This is a genomic window from Runella sp. CRIBMP (assembly GCF_009905605.1).
Lineage (GTDB): Bacteria > Bacteroidota > Bacteroidia > Cytophagales > Spirosomataceae > Runella.
Window position 1 is genome coordinate 154,621 of record NZ_JAAAKZ010000011.1, and the last position, 15,394, is coordinate 170,014.

General features: G+C 42.1%; 15 protein-coding genes. 8 read left to right on the plus strand and 7 right to left on the minus strand.

Annotated elements, in window-relative coordinates; genetic code table 11:
* Positions 1–44: 44 nt before the first annotated feature.
* The 6 genes from GVN20_RS21730 (at position 45) to GVN20_RS21755 (ending at position 6,781) form a co-directional block, all read left to right on the plus strand.
* A complete protein-coding gene (locus GVN20_RS21730; protein ID WP_166560371.1) occupies positions 45–1,721 on the plus strand; it encodes a sodium:solute symporter family protein in 1,677 nt (558 codons plus the stop codon).
* A 44-nt stretch (positions 1,722–1,765) separates the two neighbouring features.
* Positions 1,766–2,464, plus strand: a complete 699-nt coding sequence (locus GVN20_RS21735) for an SDR family oxidoreductase (RefSeq protein ID WP_166560372.1) — start codon at positions 1,766–1,768, stop codon at positions 2,462–2,464.
* Complete coding sequence (locus GVN20_RS21740; protein ID WP_166560373.1) at positions 2,464–3,153, plus strand: RraA family protein; 690 nt, start codon at positions 2,464–2,466, stop codon at positions 3,151–3,153. The genes GVN20_RS21735 and GVN20_RS21740 overlap by 1 nt, the downstream gene beginning before the upstream one ends.
* A 1-nt stretch (position 3,154) precedes the next feature.
* A complete protein-coding gene (locus GVN20_RS21745) occupies positions 3,155–5,209 on the plus strand; it encodes a heparinase II/III family protein (RefSeq protein ID WP_166560374.1) in 2,055 nt (684 codons plus the stop codon).
* A 2-nt stretch (positions 5,210–5,211) separates the two neighbouring features.
* Positions 5,212–5,640 carry a VOC family protein gene (locus tag GVN20_RS21750; RefSeq protein ID WP_166560375.1) on the plus strand — a complete coding sequence of 143 codons (429 nt, stop codon included), beginning with the start codon at positions 5,212–5,214 and terminating at the stop codon, positions 5,638–5,640.
* Between the two features lie 106 nt (positions 5,641–5,746).
* Positions 5,747–6,781: a zinc-binding dehydrogenase gene (locus tag GVN20_RS21755; protein ID WP_166560376.1), complete on the plus strand. Its 1,035-nt coding sequence runs from the start codon at positions 5,747–5,749 to the stop codon at positions 6,779–6,781.
* A gap of 56 nt (positions 6,782–6,837) precedes the next feature.
* On the opposite strand, the gene GVN20_RS21760 is transcribed toward GVN20_RS21755, so the two are convergent.
* Together GVN20_RS21760 and GVN20_RS21765 are read right to left on the minus strand one after the other, a co-directional pair.
* Entirely contained in the window at positions 6,838–9,138 is a 2,301-nt protein-coding gene (locus GVN20_RS21760; RefSeq protein ID WP_166560377.1) for a toprim domain-containing protein, read from the minus strand.
* Between the two features lie 16 nt (positions 9,139–9,154).
* Positions 9,155–9,484 carry a hypothetical protein gene (locus GVN20_RS21765; RefSeq protein WP_229599146.1) on the minus strand — a complete coding sequence of 110 codons (330 nt, stop codon included), beginning with the start codon at positions 9,482–9,484 and terminating at the stop codon, positions 9,155–9,157.
* A gap of 211 nt (positions 9,485–9,695) precedes the next feature.
* Between GVN20_RS21765 and GVN20_RS21770 the strand changes: the two genes are divergently transcribed.
* Entirely contained in the window at positions 9,696–9,944 is a 249-nt protein-coding gene (locus tag GVN20_RS21770; protein ID WP_206023341.1) for a hypothetical protein, read from the plus strand.
* A 34-nt stretch (positions 9,945–9,978) separates the two neighbouring features.
* Here the strand turns inward: GVN20_RS21770 and GVN20_RS21775 are convergent, their stop codons facing one another.
* From GVN20_RS21775 to GVN20_RS21790, 4 genes are all read right to left on the minus strand, one after another.
* Entirely contained in the window at positions 9,979–10,503 is a 525-nt protein-coding gene (locus GVN20_RS21775) for a hypothetical protein (RefSeq protein WP_166560378.1), read from the minus strand.
* Between the two features lie 348 nt (positions 10,504–10,851).
* Positions 10,852–11,253: a YWFCY domain-containing protein gene (locus tag GVN20_RS21780; RefSeq protein WP_166560379.1), complete on the minus strand. Its 402-nt coding sequence runs from the start codon at positions 11,251–11,253 to the stop codon at positions 10,852–10,854.
* Positions 11,254–11,487: 234 nt separating this feature from the next.
* A complete protein-coding gene (locus GVN20_RS21785) occupies positions 11,488–11,757 on the minus strand; it encodes a hypothetical protein (RefSeq protein WP_166560380.1) in 270 nt (89 codons plus the stop codon).
* A gap of 13 nt (positions 11,758–11,770) precedes the next feature.
* Positions 11,771–12,367, minus strand: a complete 597-nt coding sequence (locus tag GVN20_RS21790) for a ParA family protein (protein WP_166560381.1) — start codon at positions 12,365–12,367, stop codon at positions 11,771–11,773.
* Positions 12,368–12,678: 311 nt separating this feature from the next.
* Between GVN20_RS21790 and GVN20_RS30160 the strand changes: the two genes are divergently transcribed.
* A complete protein-coding gene (locus tag GVN20_RS30160) occupies positions 12,679–12,864 on the plus strand; it encodes a DUF4134 family protein (RefSeq protein ID WP_166560382.1) in 186 nt (61 codons plus the stop codon).
* A 1,939-nt stretch (positions 12,865–14,803) separates the two neighbouring features.
* Here GVN20_RS30160 and GVN20_RS21800 read toward each other — a convergent pair.
* Positions 14,804–14,980: a hypothetical protein gene (locus GVN20_RS21800; RefSeq protein ID WP_166560383.1), complete on the minus strand. Its 177-nt coding sequence runs from the start codon at positions 14,978–14,980 to the stop codon at positions 14,804–14,806.
* Positions 14,981–15,394: the final 414 nt, after the last annotated feature.

Below are 15,394 nucleotides of genomic sequence, written 5' to 3' on the forward strand. Positions count from 1 at the left end.
AACATAGACTTTTTACACTTTGACTAATTTTTAAATACCTTATAATGAACAAACTACAAACCCTCGATTACGTTGCCATTTTACTTTACATGGTCATGGTGTCCGGGATCGGGCTTTATCTTGGCCGGTTCGTCAAAAACATCAATGATTATTTCAAAGGCGGCAATTCGGTTTCGTGGGTGGCCAACGGCGTCAGCAATTTCATGACCATGTTCAGTACGTCTATTTTTGTAGCGTATGCGGGCATCGCCTACACACATGGTTTGGTGGCGTTGACCGTGATTTGGTGCTCGGTTCCGCCTTCGGTTTTTGCAGCCTTGGTACTGGCCAAACGCTGGCAACGGGCAGGTATCATGAGTCCGGTTGAATTTCTGGAAACCCGATTCAACGCCCCCGTCCGACAGCTGCTTTCGTGGGGAGGAGTGGGTTTTAAGGTGTTGGATGAGATGATCAAACTCTACGCCATCGGACTTTTTGTGGCAACGGCCACCCAAATTTCGCTCGAAACCGCCATTCTCTCCTGCGGCCTCGTGGTGTTGCTCTATACTGTTGCCGGAGGTCTGTGGGCAGTGGTCGTGACTGACGTAGTGCAGTGTATCATTTTAGGATTGGCAACGATTATTTTATTGCCGCTATCGTTGCAAGCTGCGGGGGGCTTTTCCAATTTAAGTGTACAACTGCCCGCACACATGACCTTTACCAACGGCCCCAAAGGTCAACCCACTTACTTGATGGTATATTACATCATGGTTTTGATAAAATTTTGCGGCAACTGGGCATTTATGCAGCGGTTTTACAGCGCCGAAACGGAATCGGATGCGCGCAAAACGGGCTGGTTGTCAGCGGCTTTGTTTTTGATATTTCCCATTATCTTTTTATTGCCCGCTATTGCCGCGCGGGTTGTTATCCCCGAATTAAAAGACCCTGAAATGGCGTACGTGAGCATTTGCTTAAAGTTATTGCCTCAGGGATTGATGGGATTGATGATCTCGGCCATGTTTGCCGCTACCATGTCCACTTTGAGTGCCGAATACAACGTGACCGCCAGCGTGATTACAAGTGATATTTACAAACGACTCTTCAACCCCAATGCCACCTCCAAACAACTTCTATTGATGGGCCGAATTTCGACCATTGCCCTCGGATTAATGGTAACCGGCGGGGCCCTGTTTGTCGGTGGATTTGGCGGGGCTTTTGAAGCCAACAAACTATTTACGGGACTTTTTGCCATACCTATGGTGATTCCGCTGGTGTTTGGAATTCTTATGCACAAGCCCAACCCAATCGGGGCCATGGGTGCCGTAGTGGGCGGCGTAATTGTAGGTTTGGTATTGAATGGTTTTTCATCTTTAACCTGGGAAATAGCCACGTTAATCGAAATGGTCGTTTGTTTCCTAATCTTCTGGCTATCAGGATTTATCAAAAGCAATGACGTGGCCTACAACCAACGTGTCGCGGCTTTTTTTTCTAAATTAGAGATTCCGATTTCAAAAGTAAAAAATGCAACTGTGAATGCGATGCAACCGATTCTGCAACGGTTATATGGCGTTGCTTTGGCCGGCACGGGCCTTCTTTTTGTGGTTATCGGCAGTCCTTCTGTGGGCGTTTACAGCGGAAAAATGGCCATCACAGCGGGTCTGCTCTGCTTGATTACATCATTCTTTTTGTTTAAAAAGAAGAAGAAAGAACCTACCCAAAAGCAGGTAGGTCAAGTTCATTAAAAGGATAACAGCACATAAAATTCGAATTTAACAATTGATTTAATATGTCTTATTTACCAAACAAAGTAGTTTTCATCACCGGCGCTTCCAGCGGAATTGGAAAAGCCACGGCGCTCATGCTGCTGGAAGCCGGTGCCAAGGTGTTTGATTTCAGTCGGACACACCAATTATCCGACGAAGTTATGCACGAAAATTTGCGCTCTTTCAAGGGCGATGTCAGCGTTGAAGAAGATGTGATTGAGGGCTTTGCGGCTTGTGTCGAAGCCTTCGGCACGGTCGATGCCCTACTCAACAATGCCGGCATGGGCGTTTTGACCACCGACCTTTCCACCACCGACCTCGATACGTTTGAACAAATGATGAACGTGAACGTGCGCGGAGTGTTTCTCTGTAACCGTGAAGCCCTGAAAATAATGAAAGCCAACAAAGCGGGACACATTCTGACGGTGATATCCATGGCCGGTAAACGCACAAATCCTAACGCACCCGTTTATTGCGCATCCAAATTTGGGGCAAGGGGGCTGAACAGCGGCCTAGCCGACCAAGTACTGAAACTCGGCATCAAAGTAACCGACATCAATCCCGGCCCGACCGACAGCAATTATTGGGGTGACCGTCAGGTGCCGCGTGAAAAATTCCTAAAACCGGAAGATGTAGCCCGGGTCATTGTCTTTGTATTGAGTCAGCCGGAATATGTGCTGATTCGGGAAATCAATTTTGATAATATGAAATTTTTAGCATAATGAACACGAACGGACATACCCAAAAAAGCCCCTTCCCCATTCCGGTGGCTGAAATGAGAGAGCGCTATCTGAAACTTTACACTGGAGCGGTCAACGACGTGCTTCGTTTCAATTACCAAATGCACGCCACGAGTTTGCCTTCGTGTTTTGCGCCATTACGCGAAAAAATGAAACTGGCAGGCTTGGCCTTTACCGTCAAAGGCGGCCCTGATATCACCACTGAGGGTGAATTTGAGATGCGTGCCGAAATGCTCGAAGCCCTGCACGAAGATTCTGTGGTGGTATGGGACTGCACTGGCGATACCGTCACCTCGCAATGGGGCGAAGTAATGACCATGGCGGCCATGAAGATCGGCTGTCGCGGAGCCGTGATCAACGGTATTCGGGATACCCAGGCCATTCTGGATTTGGGCTTTCCCGTTTTTCATCAATTCAAGTCCAACACCGGCATGTTGGGGCGTTTCAGGATGTACCATTACCTTAAACCCATTTTAATGGGTGAAGTAATCGTCAAGCCTGGCGACTGGGTTTTTGGGGATATTGACGGGGTCATTTCAATTCCGCAAAACATCGCCTTCGACGTGCTGATTGCCGCCGAGAAGCTTTTGTTTAAGGAAGATGAAATCAGAGAAATGGTAGAAAGTGGCATGAAACCCACGGATGTAGTCAAAAACGGAGGATATTTTTAGAATGCCTATTTTTTTAAACGATACAGAAAATGCTTTGATAATCAACGGAATTACCGAAAGCGATTCCTTGCTCAATACTTTTTACCACGCTTTGCAGGAACGCGTGTACGAACGGGTAACGTGGGGCAATTTATTGGGGCACAACGCCACCACGATTTGGTGGCATTCGGCAGCGGAATACCTTTCGGATGCCGCCATGAGCTATGCCCTAAAACCCTCGCCCGAATTGGCACAATGGCTAAAGACGGAAACACTCACCATCGTCCGAAAATCGGCATATGAGTGGGTCGGGCCCGAATTCCGAGATCATTCCGAGCCATTCACCGGACATTTGGAAACGGCCCACCTATGCTGGGGCGTTTCGGCGGTGGTTGATTTAGCAAAAGATGTTTTCACTGAAAACGAACAACGGGAAATCAAAACTGCCTTGCAGGAAAAAGGCATTACGCTCTGCCGAAGATGGATTCAAAAAAACAATCATTTGGCAAATTGGCGCAGCATTCTGGTTAGCGGTGCACTGGTTTCAGCCGTAGTCTTAGAAGACGAAGAAACGCTGAAAGAATTATTACCCGAACTCGACATTTGCCAACAGGCCCTTCAAGACGATGGATCATACGGCGAATCTTTACAGTACGGCAACTATTTGGTTTTGGCGTTAACCTTCGCCAAAGAAGCCATAATAAGAAAGTATCCCAATCGTCATGCGTCATTGGTAAATCGTCATTCCTCTATCACTTGGTTTGCCACATCCATGTTCTACGCCAAACCCCTGCACGGTTGGGGCGATGAACCACTCGCCAGAGCCGCCAATTTCAACGACAGTGCCGCTATATTCAGACCTTCGGGCGATGTTTTGCTGCACATTGCCGCCCGCAGTGAAAATGAAACCGAAAAAGGATTGGCAAAGTGGCTTTTTGATACCTACTACGCCTCCTCTCCTACCCAAGGCCCGCACGATCTTGCCATGTTAGGGATGCGAAACGACTGGGGTTTTTTAACTTTACCATTACTTACTTATCCTGCTCAAAGCATTTCGCCTGAAGAAGCTAATTTGCCGATAACTGCCTCATTTTCAAACGGAAATGCTTTTATCCGTGACGCTTGGGACGGCAAAACCATCATAGCCGTTAACGGCGGCAGCGAGCCTTTAAACGGACTGGGTCATTTACACGGCGATTTAAACAGCTTTATACTTGTTCATAACAACGAACGCCTTTTGGCTGACCCAGGGCACAGTTGCTATCGAAACCTAATTCACGGCCTGGAAAGCAGTTCCCAGACCCACAACACCTGCACTTTTCTCATTGAAAAAGAATCTTTGGGCTTGCAGGAAGACTTAGCCAAGGCTTCTTTGTTGGAACAAAAAAGTGTGTCTCCCCGTCGGACAATTCTCAACGGAGTTGCGGGCGATAAAATCAGCCGAGGAGATAAACGCCTGATTTGTGCCCAAGACGACGTGGTTTCGGTTGTGGGGGCTGAAGTAGGTAAGGCTTACGGACAGCCTATTCAGGAATTTTCCCGTTTTTGGGTGTTGGCCGGTAGCCACGTTTTATTCATTATTGACCGAATATCTGCCGATGAGCCTGTCACAAACCTTTGGAATTGGGTGGTGAATAATCGGGACCAAAAGGCAGTTTGGCAAAAAGCAAATAACTGTTTGATGGTAAAAAAAAATGAAGCAGGGATGAAGCTCTTTCATGGTGGTAACGGCTCATGGTCTTTTCCGGTATACGGATTTCTCCACGATGCTTATCATCCCGAACCAAATCAATTGGGCGAAGGGCGTTCGGGCGACAGTTTATTGTTTCGCTTTACCGAAAAGGAAAAAAGTAAAGCGCGCACTGTCATTCACGTCATTGCTTTAGATGAGCCTAATTTGCTGGAAAAATGGCAATTGGAAGTAAACGAGAACCGCTACACTTTAAAAAGTGATACCCGAAAATGGTCCTTGCAATTGAATGATGAAAAGGCCAACTCCTTTTCCCTGATTTCGGGACACGACTGGCAATGGAATGTTCAAAAAAAGGGTGATATCTTCGAACTGAATCGAAAATAAAGATGGCAGAACAAATACTTAATAGTCCTCAGGCACTGGGTTTAATGGGTATCGACCACCCCGCCGTAGCCGCTGACGACGTTGTTGCCTTGGCTGATTGGTACTGCGATGTACTTGGATATGAGCGTTGGTTTCTGTTTCAAAAGTCAAAAACAGTATGGATGCTCAAAGCTCCCGATGATACCTTACTCGAAATTATGCCAAAGGACGAAACGCTGCGCCACAGTCGCACTACTTGGACGCCAGGTTGGTCACATTTGGCGCTGCGCGTGAGTGACATTGAAGCGGCAATCACTTATTTGGAGCAGTTCAATGTTCGATGGGGCGGTGACCTTACGAATGCCATCGGCGGCGGACGCGTGCGTAATTTTTTTGACCCGGAAGGGAATATGCTGCAATTGCTGGAAAGACTACCCTTCAACGCTTCTTAAAAGGGCAATAAAAATAACAAAAATCATTTTTTCACTTCCTTTTTGGGCTCGCCGTTTTCGGGGGTCAGGGGGTATTTATAGCTAAATTCAAAATCAAGGAAACAATATGAAGGCACTTTTTTACGAAGGAAACCATTCCTTCACCCTTAAAACGGTCGAAACGCAACCTTTAAAAGAAGGAGAAGTACGACTCAAAATGGCGTATGCCGGCGTATGCGGAACGGACGTACACATTTATCACGGAAAAATGGACGCCCGGGTCAAACCGCCGCAAATCATCGGCCACGAAGTATCGGGAATCATTGATGCAATCGGTGAAGGTGTAACGGATTGGCAAATCGGGGATAAAATCACCGTGCGTCCCCTTAATCCGGGTCCTGAAGTAGCGGCCGACAATGGCTTTCGGCACATTGGTCAGCACCTCAAATTCATCGGCATCGACTCCGCCGGCGGAATGCAGCAATATTGGAATGTACCCGCATTTACCTTACACCGTCTTCCTGAAAACCTCCCCCTGACCCTCGGTGCCATGATTGAACCCTTGGCCGTAGCTTGTCACGATGTGCGACTCGGAGAACTCAAACTAGGTGAAAATGCCGTGGTCATCGGTGGTGGCCCTATCGGTCTATTGATTGCGTTGGTGGCTCGTGAGAAAGGGGCAAATGTATTGATTTCGGAAGTGAATGTTAATCGTATCGCCTTTATTGAATCGCTTGGTATTCAAGCCATTAATCCTTTGGAAAAAGACATTGTAAAAGCCGTGGAAGAATTTACCCACGGCGCCATGGCCGATGTGGTTTTTGAAGTATCGGGCGTTCAGGCGGGAGTAAGTACCATGACGCAGCTTCCGCGCGTACGCGGTCGGATTGTAATGGTAGCCATTCATTCTGAGCCCAAAGCGGTGGATTTGTTTCGCTTTTTCTGGCGTGAATTAAAGCTCATCGGAGCCCGCGTGTACGAGCCCGAAGACTTTGAAGCAGCCATAGCCTTAGCGGCTTCTGGGACATTGCCGTTGGAAAAAATGATTACCCAAATCTCTCCGTTGGCTGAGGCACAGGAGGTTTTTGAGACCATTGATAAGAACCCAGCGGGGATGAAGTATTTATTGGATATCCAATCTTATGATGATACAATATCGTAAACGTTTGGACTATGCAATAGCAACAATAGTGAAGTCGCATAGTCCAAACATTTTTCTCAAAAATCAATCCTGTTCTTTCTATCTATAAACCCCTGTGATTCAGTATTTTTTATTTTTTGAACTTCTTGATAAGGCCTAATTATGGGAGGTTCGCCTAGTATAAGATTATGGGAAGGTGGTAACGCCTGACCGTTACGCTCTCTCAACACATCGTTAAAATCTTTTTGCTGAAGCGTGGGGCGAACAATTTTAAAAAGTTTTTGCCCTTGCCGTTTTTCAATTTCATCACTAATACGATTCAGTACTTTTGTTAATAGCTTAGAATCATTCGGAAAATGAATAACGGTACGGGTAATCATTAATTTCATGCTTTCGTCGATCATCGTTTCCCTCTGAAACTCATTGATTTTTTTTTCTTTATCGTTCAAATCAGTGCTATATCTATTCACAAACAAGTTCATATCTTCCACTAAATCCTTTATAAAGCCCTCGTTTAATTCCTTCGCTTTTCTCGCCCCTAAAGCTAATGGATAACGGAGTTCCAAGTTCAACCGATTCGTTCCCACTGATTCGTAATTTTCGGTATTTCCTTCCGTTTTTCTTATTTGCTGGTTGGAAGGCGAAGAATAAGTAAGGTAAGGTTTGATCTTCATTTCGGGGTTCTCTGACGGGTGGGCCAAGCCCAGATAATTTACCGCAAACCGTAGCCCAGCATTGTCGCCATCCTGAGCAATCACCAATTGTGCTTGCGGATTTCGATTCAAGATTTCCTGCAAAAAAGTTAACTGTTTTCCGCCAGGCTGCCCGCCTGTTGCCACATAAAAACGTCGTTCATTGGCTTGTTCAGGATTCAATTGTTTTAACGAAATCGCATCAATGGCTGATTCCAAAATTATAATCCGCTGTACAGGAATTTCATAAAACCCTGTTTTTGCCTTTTCAATGGGTAAAATAGCACGCTTTTCTTCACCTGAGTCTTGATACATAAACACTGCACTTTTACCATCCTGGCGATAAATCGTACCAATTGTGCATTGTGGAATTTCCTGTCCATTTTCACCTGTAATCGCTTCCTTGGCCTCAAAAAACCGATTAGAATGCCAAAGTGCCTCTCCTCTTTCCCCTTCGGGAAAGGCTTTGTAGGCCGTACTCCTAATATCCATTGACGCAATATTTCCGTCACGGGCATACATAGGAAACGCCGTGTTCACGTACCGAATCACACCTGTATCAAAGGACACGTTTTTGATCCGTCCCTCAAACTCTTTTGAAAAAAGCACCTCTTTTGAAATACTTCGCCCTTCCAAAAAGTCTGTATCCGTCAGCGGGACAATCTGATATTTGCTGTACAAATCCTGCTCACGGAGGAGCGTATCTTTCAGAAAATAATTGGCAGGGACTTCAATCATCGGCTCAACCATACGCTTCTTTTCAGCGAAGCCATCCTGCATCATAATCGAGTCAATCGTCTGAAAAATATGGCGATAATTACCATGCTCCATACATTCCATAAACTTAAAAATATCGCCTTTGAATTGCGGGTCATTCAAGTCCACAAAGAACTTCATTCCATAATCCTTAACAGCTGCTACTGCTAGGCGATGCTTATCACCCTTGATTCCAGTTTCGTACAACCGCCAGGCATCATTGGGCCGCGATTTTTTCTTATCCAACTGATAACCGTAGTGTTGCAGAACTATTTCCAAATCTAAGTCCTGTTTTATTTGTTTCATATCTCGGGTCAAACGTCCGCCTTTTCGTTGGGTTTGGAGTGATATGGCTATTTTATCCCGTTCGGTAATTTCGCTGCCATCAGGTTTCTTCAGATTCAAGTCATTTTTAGCGGCAAATCGCTCAATGGTTTCCAGATTCCATGCCTTATGTACCGACTTTGATTCTCGAATATTATGATATAAATCACTCATATTTAACTGCTTATACCCAACAGAACCATCTAACTTACCCGTTTGGCTCGGCAAATAGGCTCGGCTTTTTTCGCCCCTTTGATATAAATCATTAAACTCAGCAGGATGAAAACCACTGATGGCAGGGTAGACAGCGACCCGAACCTCTCCACTGCCCAATGTCAACGTTCTTTTTGCTTCAGGATTGGTAACAATACTTTGGGGTAATTGTGTAATACTTCTGGCTCCATACATATTTTTGATTGCCTTATTACACTTTTCAACATTATCGGGTGTAGGCTCAATCCAGAGTTGAACATTTCCAATAGTGCGGGTATTATCTATGCCATTTAAAGCAAAATCACCAAAAGCAATGTAACGAACCGCTTCTTTGTTTAGGTGACGGAGAATGGCTAATTGCTCTCTTGAAGCTCGGTTTTTGACATCTTGCATAGCAGTCGCTTAGAGGTTAATCCGGAATCTCAAACCCACCTTCGGGTTCATTAATATCAAATAGTGAATTTAAAAGATCCTTGGTATCGAAAAGCGTATCTAAATGGGCTGTGTACAGCAGATTTTGTTCGTCATTGGTCAGTGATTCCCATAATTCAGCGTCGTTGACGGAAGCGTTTATCACATATCTACCCGGGTCAAGCGGCTCTTCACCATCAGCAATGTAAAGCGGCTGAATTGCTAAATTAATTCGTTCTGCCCCGTACCTATTCGTTAATTCGTCTAGTGATAACATCTTCAATAGTTCTGGATTGTCAGTTGAAAAATGACTCAACTTATTTTTCAATTACAAAGTAAGTTAAGTCGCTTTAATAAAATATCTTATTTATTTCTGCTCATATGATTAAATATATATTGAAAATATTATTATTGTTTTTCCCATTACTTACTTGTACCCAAATTGCGGCAGATACCGTACTTCATTAGGAAAGAGGGGTAATAAACGAATTGAGCGATTAAATCTCAAAGAATTCATTTATTTCATCATCTTTTTGAACATGGTGTTAAAAGACGGACTATTAAGTTATAATTATGATACAGAAGGTTACATTGCCTATACTTTTTATGCTTTCGATGATTTTCTGGTATTTAAATCCCGTATTGGTATTACCGAAAAACGCGTTCTCCAAAATTTGTTCCTTTTTCAGAAAGACTACGGTAAAGTTCGGACTTTGACGCAAAACTCCTGGTTAAGCGATGCTGCCAAATCCACGTACTTAACTGCTTATGAATCTCGGTTGAAGTGATTAAATATGCATTCAGAATGCCTGGGTACGAAAATCAGAAAAATAGGTTCTTCAATTCTTCACCCGTATATTTATCACTATGCAGCAGTTGATAGTAGGAGTATGCCTTATTGATGAGGGTATCGGTGTATTGTAATGAAATAAAATTCACTCCGTTCTCATACAAAAATGACTGATACTGCAACAGATTTTTGGCATTCCCCCGGCCGGAGTACATATTTTTGAAGTTATGATACTCAATATTTACAATCTCCGCCAACTGTTTAAGGTTCATTTTTCTGATATTTTCGAGGGTGGCCGTATCAGCCCGCTCAAAAATAGCATCGGTCATGCGCCGGTTTTTATAGACAAAAAACGAATAGGTAAATACCAATTTCCAGTAGTATTCACTTGCCTCGGGATGATTTTTGATAATTGTCAGTTTGGCTTGCAATTCCGACTGCTCCTCGGGTTTTTCAGAAGATATCTGTAAGGTCTTCAATACATCTTCTCCTACTAAAATAGGGTTATAGCTGCCTTTTTCATCAGCAGCTAACTTAGGTCTTCCTCGTGGATTCATTTGTTATAAATTTTCAAAGTGGAAGATTATTTAAAGGTTTCGGACCGCCAAAACGGCGGTGATGCCATATTCCGTTATTTCGCTCCGCATGCTTTGGCATTAATATAAGGACAGACATAAATTTTCACTTCGGGATATTGCTCCATTATCTTGAACGTCTCATCATAACGACGATTTGTAAATTCAATCGGAAACGTACAAATTTGACTCAAACGCTTAAAATCCATTAATAGTTTAGGACTTTGCTCACCTTTGTTTTTTTGTTTTTCCCGCTCGACCTATTAACGATACTTCATACAGACCGTTCGCATGTACCAAATCACCGAAGTCAGAAAGTTAATGGCCGACTCATGAAAAAACTCGCCTTGCTTCTGCCAGAATGGGCGAAAAGGCTGCTTTCAGATAGAGCAGAAATATTGAACCCATGAATAAAACTTTCCCCACGGCTGCATCAGCCATAATTTTTTGCAGTTTTACATTGGTGTCGATTTTTCCTTTCGAGCCAAGTGGGTACATAAAAATCAGGAAGTATGCCAGAATTTTGGAAATGAGAGGGATGTCATACAAACCGAATTGCCTTTGAAGTTTGTTCAAAAAAGTATAAATAAAGCTTCGGATGGGTAATTCTCGGGCAATAATCTCGTGGCAAAACCAAAAAAAGTGAAACACCAACAACGGAATTCCAATAATCAGCAGTAGCTCTACCCCCTGAGCAAATCCTTCCTTTTCTTTGCAAGTCAACCCCGACATTTAAAACATTCGTTTAATTTGGGGCTTAAAATAATAAAAATATTTAATTATATAAAGTTAAAATAACTTTATGAATTATTATAACATTCAATACTGGTAGTAGATTTAAATCTAGGACTGCTTGCACTCATCGAGAAAGATAACGTACATAGAAGGCAAGTGCTTCGTAATCTAAGATCCCAATCTCGGGTAATCAATTTCCGAATCGTATTTCCCCTACTCCAACTTCATTGTCTACCCGTTCTTAAAATACTCAATCAAAATCTGCGCTACCATATCTTTGATATTTATATCTTGTTCCACCGCTTTCAGTTTGATTTTTTTCATCAATGAAGCGGGGATTTTTACGTTAAACTGCGTTATTTCTTCTTCCGGCTCTTCCACGATTTTCTTCTGGACCTGCTGAACGGGTTCAACTTTCTGCATGGGCAATGCAGCCGGCTCTTCCGCCAGTTTTGTACTTAATTTGCCCAAACGGTTTTTGAATTCGTTACTTACTGCCATTTCATTCTATCAGTTAAAGTTGTCCAACTATTTCTTCTGCCAACGACATCATTTCCTCCCGGGCCTTTTCGTCTTCAATATTTCCTACACCATTTGCCACAACAGATCGAATGTAACTCACCCGTTCCATAATTTTTGTTTTAAAGGTCGGGATAGGATAGCCATCCAAAATTTGTTTAATATCGGAATTTACACTTGTTCGGTGCTTTACCATATTTAACACAATTCCTGCTTTCATCGCTGGGTTTTGTTTTTGAGCTTCGGCTATGAGAGCAATTGTTGCTTTAATAGCCATGACATCCAAATAACTCACCTTGGTAGGTACCAATACAAAGTCTGAAATCTCAAACAGTGTTGAAAGTTGGTCTGTTAAGTAAGGTGGGGTGTCAATAATCAGGATGTCTAACTCAGGTACATCACCTGTAGTAAGGACTTCCTGTGGCACAAGTGTGATACCTTCAAGCAAATCTCCCAAACCAACGACACTGCCCTGTAAATCAGTATCAAGAATACCGACTTTGAGCGTATCTTTAAATAAAAAGGAAAGATTCAGTGCTATGGTGGTTTTACCTACTCCCCCCTTCTGATGTGCCACGGTTATTACTTTCATCGTTTTTTTTATGATATTTTTTTCCGGCGCAAATCAACCTATAAATACCAAAATATCAAAATAAAATCGTATCTGAATATAAATATATTAAAATATCTAAATAGGTATTTTATAAATACATGAGAGGGTGAATTCATTGATTTAGACATGAATAAACATACATTAAACTATCAAATAAATAAATTTATTTATTTTAACATTAAAACTAATAAATATTATGATTTATTTTACAATAAAATTATTCACCAAACAAAATAAAAAGTACGTATGAAAATTAGATTCATTTCCAACAGAGTCCTGTTTTGACCTTTGTGGCTTTAAACACAGCCAAAGCACATAATGCAAGGATCCAACAGGATGCACAGATCATTGAACAAAAAGCCACTGCCCTGCTGGCGTATTTTACTCCCTTAACCACAATTATTTTCGTAATAGCGGCCATTCTAGGATTAATGGGTGGGGGTAAGATTTACAGTAAATGGCAAAATGGCGATTAGGATACCCAAAAAGCTGTTGTGGGATGGATGGGTGACATCTTATTTATTTTAGCCATTGATGCGACTTTGTAGGCCGTGTTTTTTAAGCAGATGAAACGACTCTAAAATAGAGTTTCTTCATTTTTGCTGACTGCAATGATGAATGGGTATACATTTTGACAACCGGTAAATTTGACAAAGAAAAGCGGATTTTGAGGGTTGGAATCGGTTAACATTTTACCGAACCCTAGCACGACACTCTTTCAATGTTTGTTACCTTTACATGTATATTATGAGGTTTCAAGTAACTGATTGGCAGACTTCGTATCTATACCCGTTGGCAACTAGGTAAAATCAAACGCATAACCGTTGAAATATGGCGATGAGCAGCGGCAATTCTTGCCGTTATGGCCATTAACCTAGCCCTCAAAAAAGCCTTCGGCGGTCAATTACCTGCTCAATATTTCAAATTACAAAAAAGGAAATTAAAGCAGTGAGCAAGGGCCTGCTTAAAAATGAGGCTTAAGAAACCACTACCATGATTTTGACAGAAACAGTAAATAGAACGGTTAAAGGTTTCTACGGAGCTGACCTTAAAAAAACCAACTCCAAACCGGGCCGAAAGAACAACACCCTATTGAAGCCTTCATTCATGGTTACGGTGACAAAGTGGTTGTAGAAATAGGATGTACCCTAAAAATTCGATTGACTGAAATAGTACATTTACTCTTCAACAACTAACGAGTCACATTACCTGCTCATACACTTTTAGCCAAAAGCATTTCATTTGACTTTTTCTAAACTCGACTGAATGTTATGGTTCAGGCTTCGACCCTGCCAAGATGTGGACGACTGTTTCGTCCCCTATCCTATTCAAAGGTAGACAATACATGTATGGCATTGTACGATTTGCAGAGGAAGTTATTAAGCTATCTAATTATCAAAATAGTTAAATATCCATTCCACAATTACTCGAAATGCTAAAACAGGATTAACCAAACAAAAGAAAAAAGAAAGCCAAACCCCTTCTGCTATCTCAGAAATGGACTTTGACGATGAGATCCTAAAACGCCGGGTATCGGTTTATCAGACAAACGCAAAAATCAAATTTCAGCCTGTTTGTTATAATAACAAAATCCAAAAAAGTTTTTCATATTGGACTAAAATTGGATAAGCATTTCGTTCGGAGTGGTTACAGCTCAAATACTCGTTGGCACTTCGGCACGGTTTTGAGATTTCGATTCGGAGCGCCGATGCGACAGAAATATGTAGAATTCCTTTATGCCAAGGCTGTTGAAAAAAGCGGATCTGATGATTTTTTGGCAGAAATGGCAGGTTATTTTCAAGCTAAAACCAAATGATATTACAAATTTCGTTGAGTTTATACCTAGTCGGTTACGTATTAGTAATTGTAATTTGGGCGGCTCTGCTCTTCGGCTTTTTCAAAGTTTCTAAATGTACTATGTAAAAAAGACCCAATCCCGAAACCTTCACATTCTTTCAACCCAAACAAGGGGGTCCGTTCAAATATACAGAAGACTTAATCGTTAGCTCACGCTTGGATGACTTGGATACTAAAATAGTTTCCTATCAAAATAGCTTATTAGGTAAGAAACTAAAACCAGCAACTCTTCCGATTGAAGAACATTCCAAGTTTGCGAGTAATGATTCTGAGCAACAATTTTCCTTATTTTCCAATAAAGAAATTTAAGCCTCATTAACCCAAGCTCAACAAAACTTAGAAAAATTTTTGCCAACCGTAAAGAACGAAAAGCAGAGTTATTTGAATTTGAGCTTTTATTGGAGGCTATGGAAGATAAAATAGTTGAATATTTTTTTATTTAGATATTTTTCTATTTTTCTTTCGGTTATTAACGTTTACCCCCAGATTCCCGCTGCATAGAGCCTCGCTTTCATAGGCACAACCAAATCGGCCGGGGCTTCGATTTGGCTTATTTTTTTAATCGAAATATCCGAGCGTAGAAGCGATACCCGAACGAAACAAGGGCATAATTTTTCTCAGCCGGTGATAGGGGATTGACTCGGTAATATAAACCAACAACAATCGGCCCTTTTTCAGCTTCTGAATTACACTCAAGACCTGCAACAAATCGGGATTGCCTACCTTTGACTGCAAAACTTATAACACGGTATTCGCTCAGTTTTTTCTCTTGCCCGCCAAACCGGACCTACCAAAAAAGCCAGAACGGCCACTTCTCAATTCGATGATTTTTTTTCCTTATCCCTACACTTGCTAATCTTTGAAGGATCGTATTCTCTCTAATCAACTTGGGTGAGTTGAACTATACCCTTATATCTCGATTGTAATAATGATTTTCAATCAATCCTAATTGAAAGCCTTTAAAAGTGCCTGTTAGATGATGTCTAAAGCCCACAATAGACTCGGCATTTTTTATAGTACAACTTTTAGTTGATTCTATTTGAGCTAAAATCGGAAATGAAAAGGCCTGAGTAATAGTTGAAATTTTAAATTTAAACTTCTCATTTTAAAATTGATTAATTATGAAACATAGTACTGTTCACTGCCCCA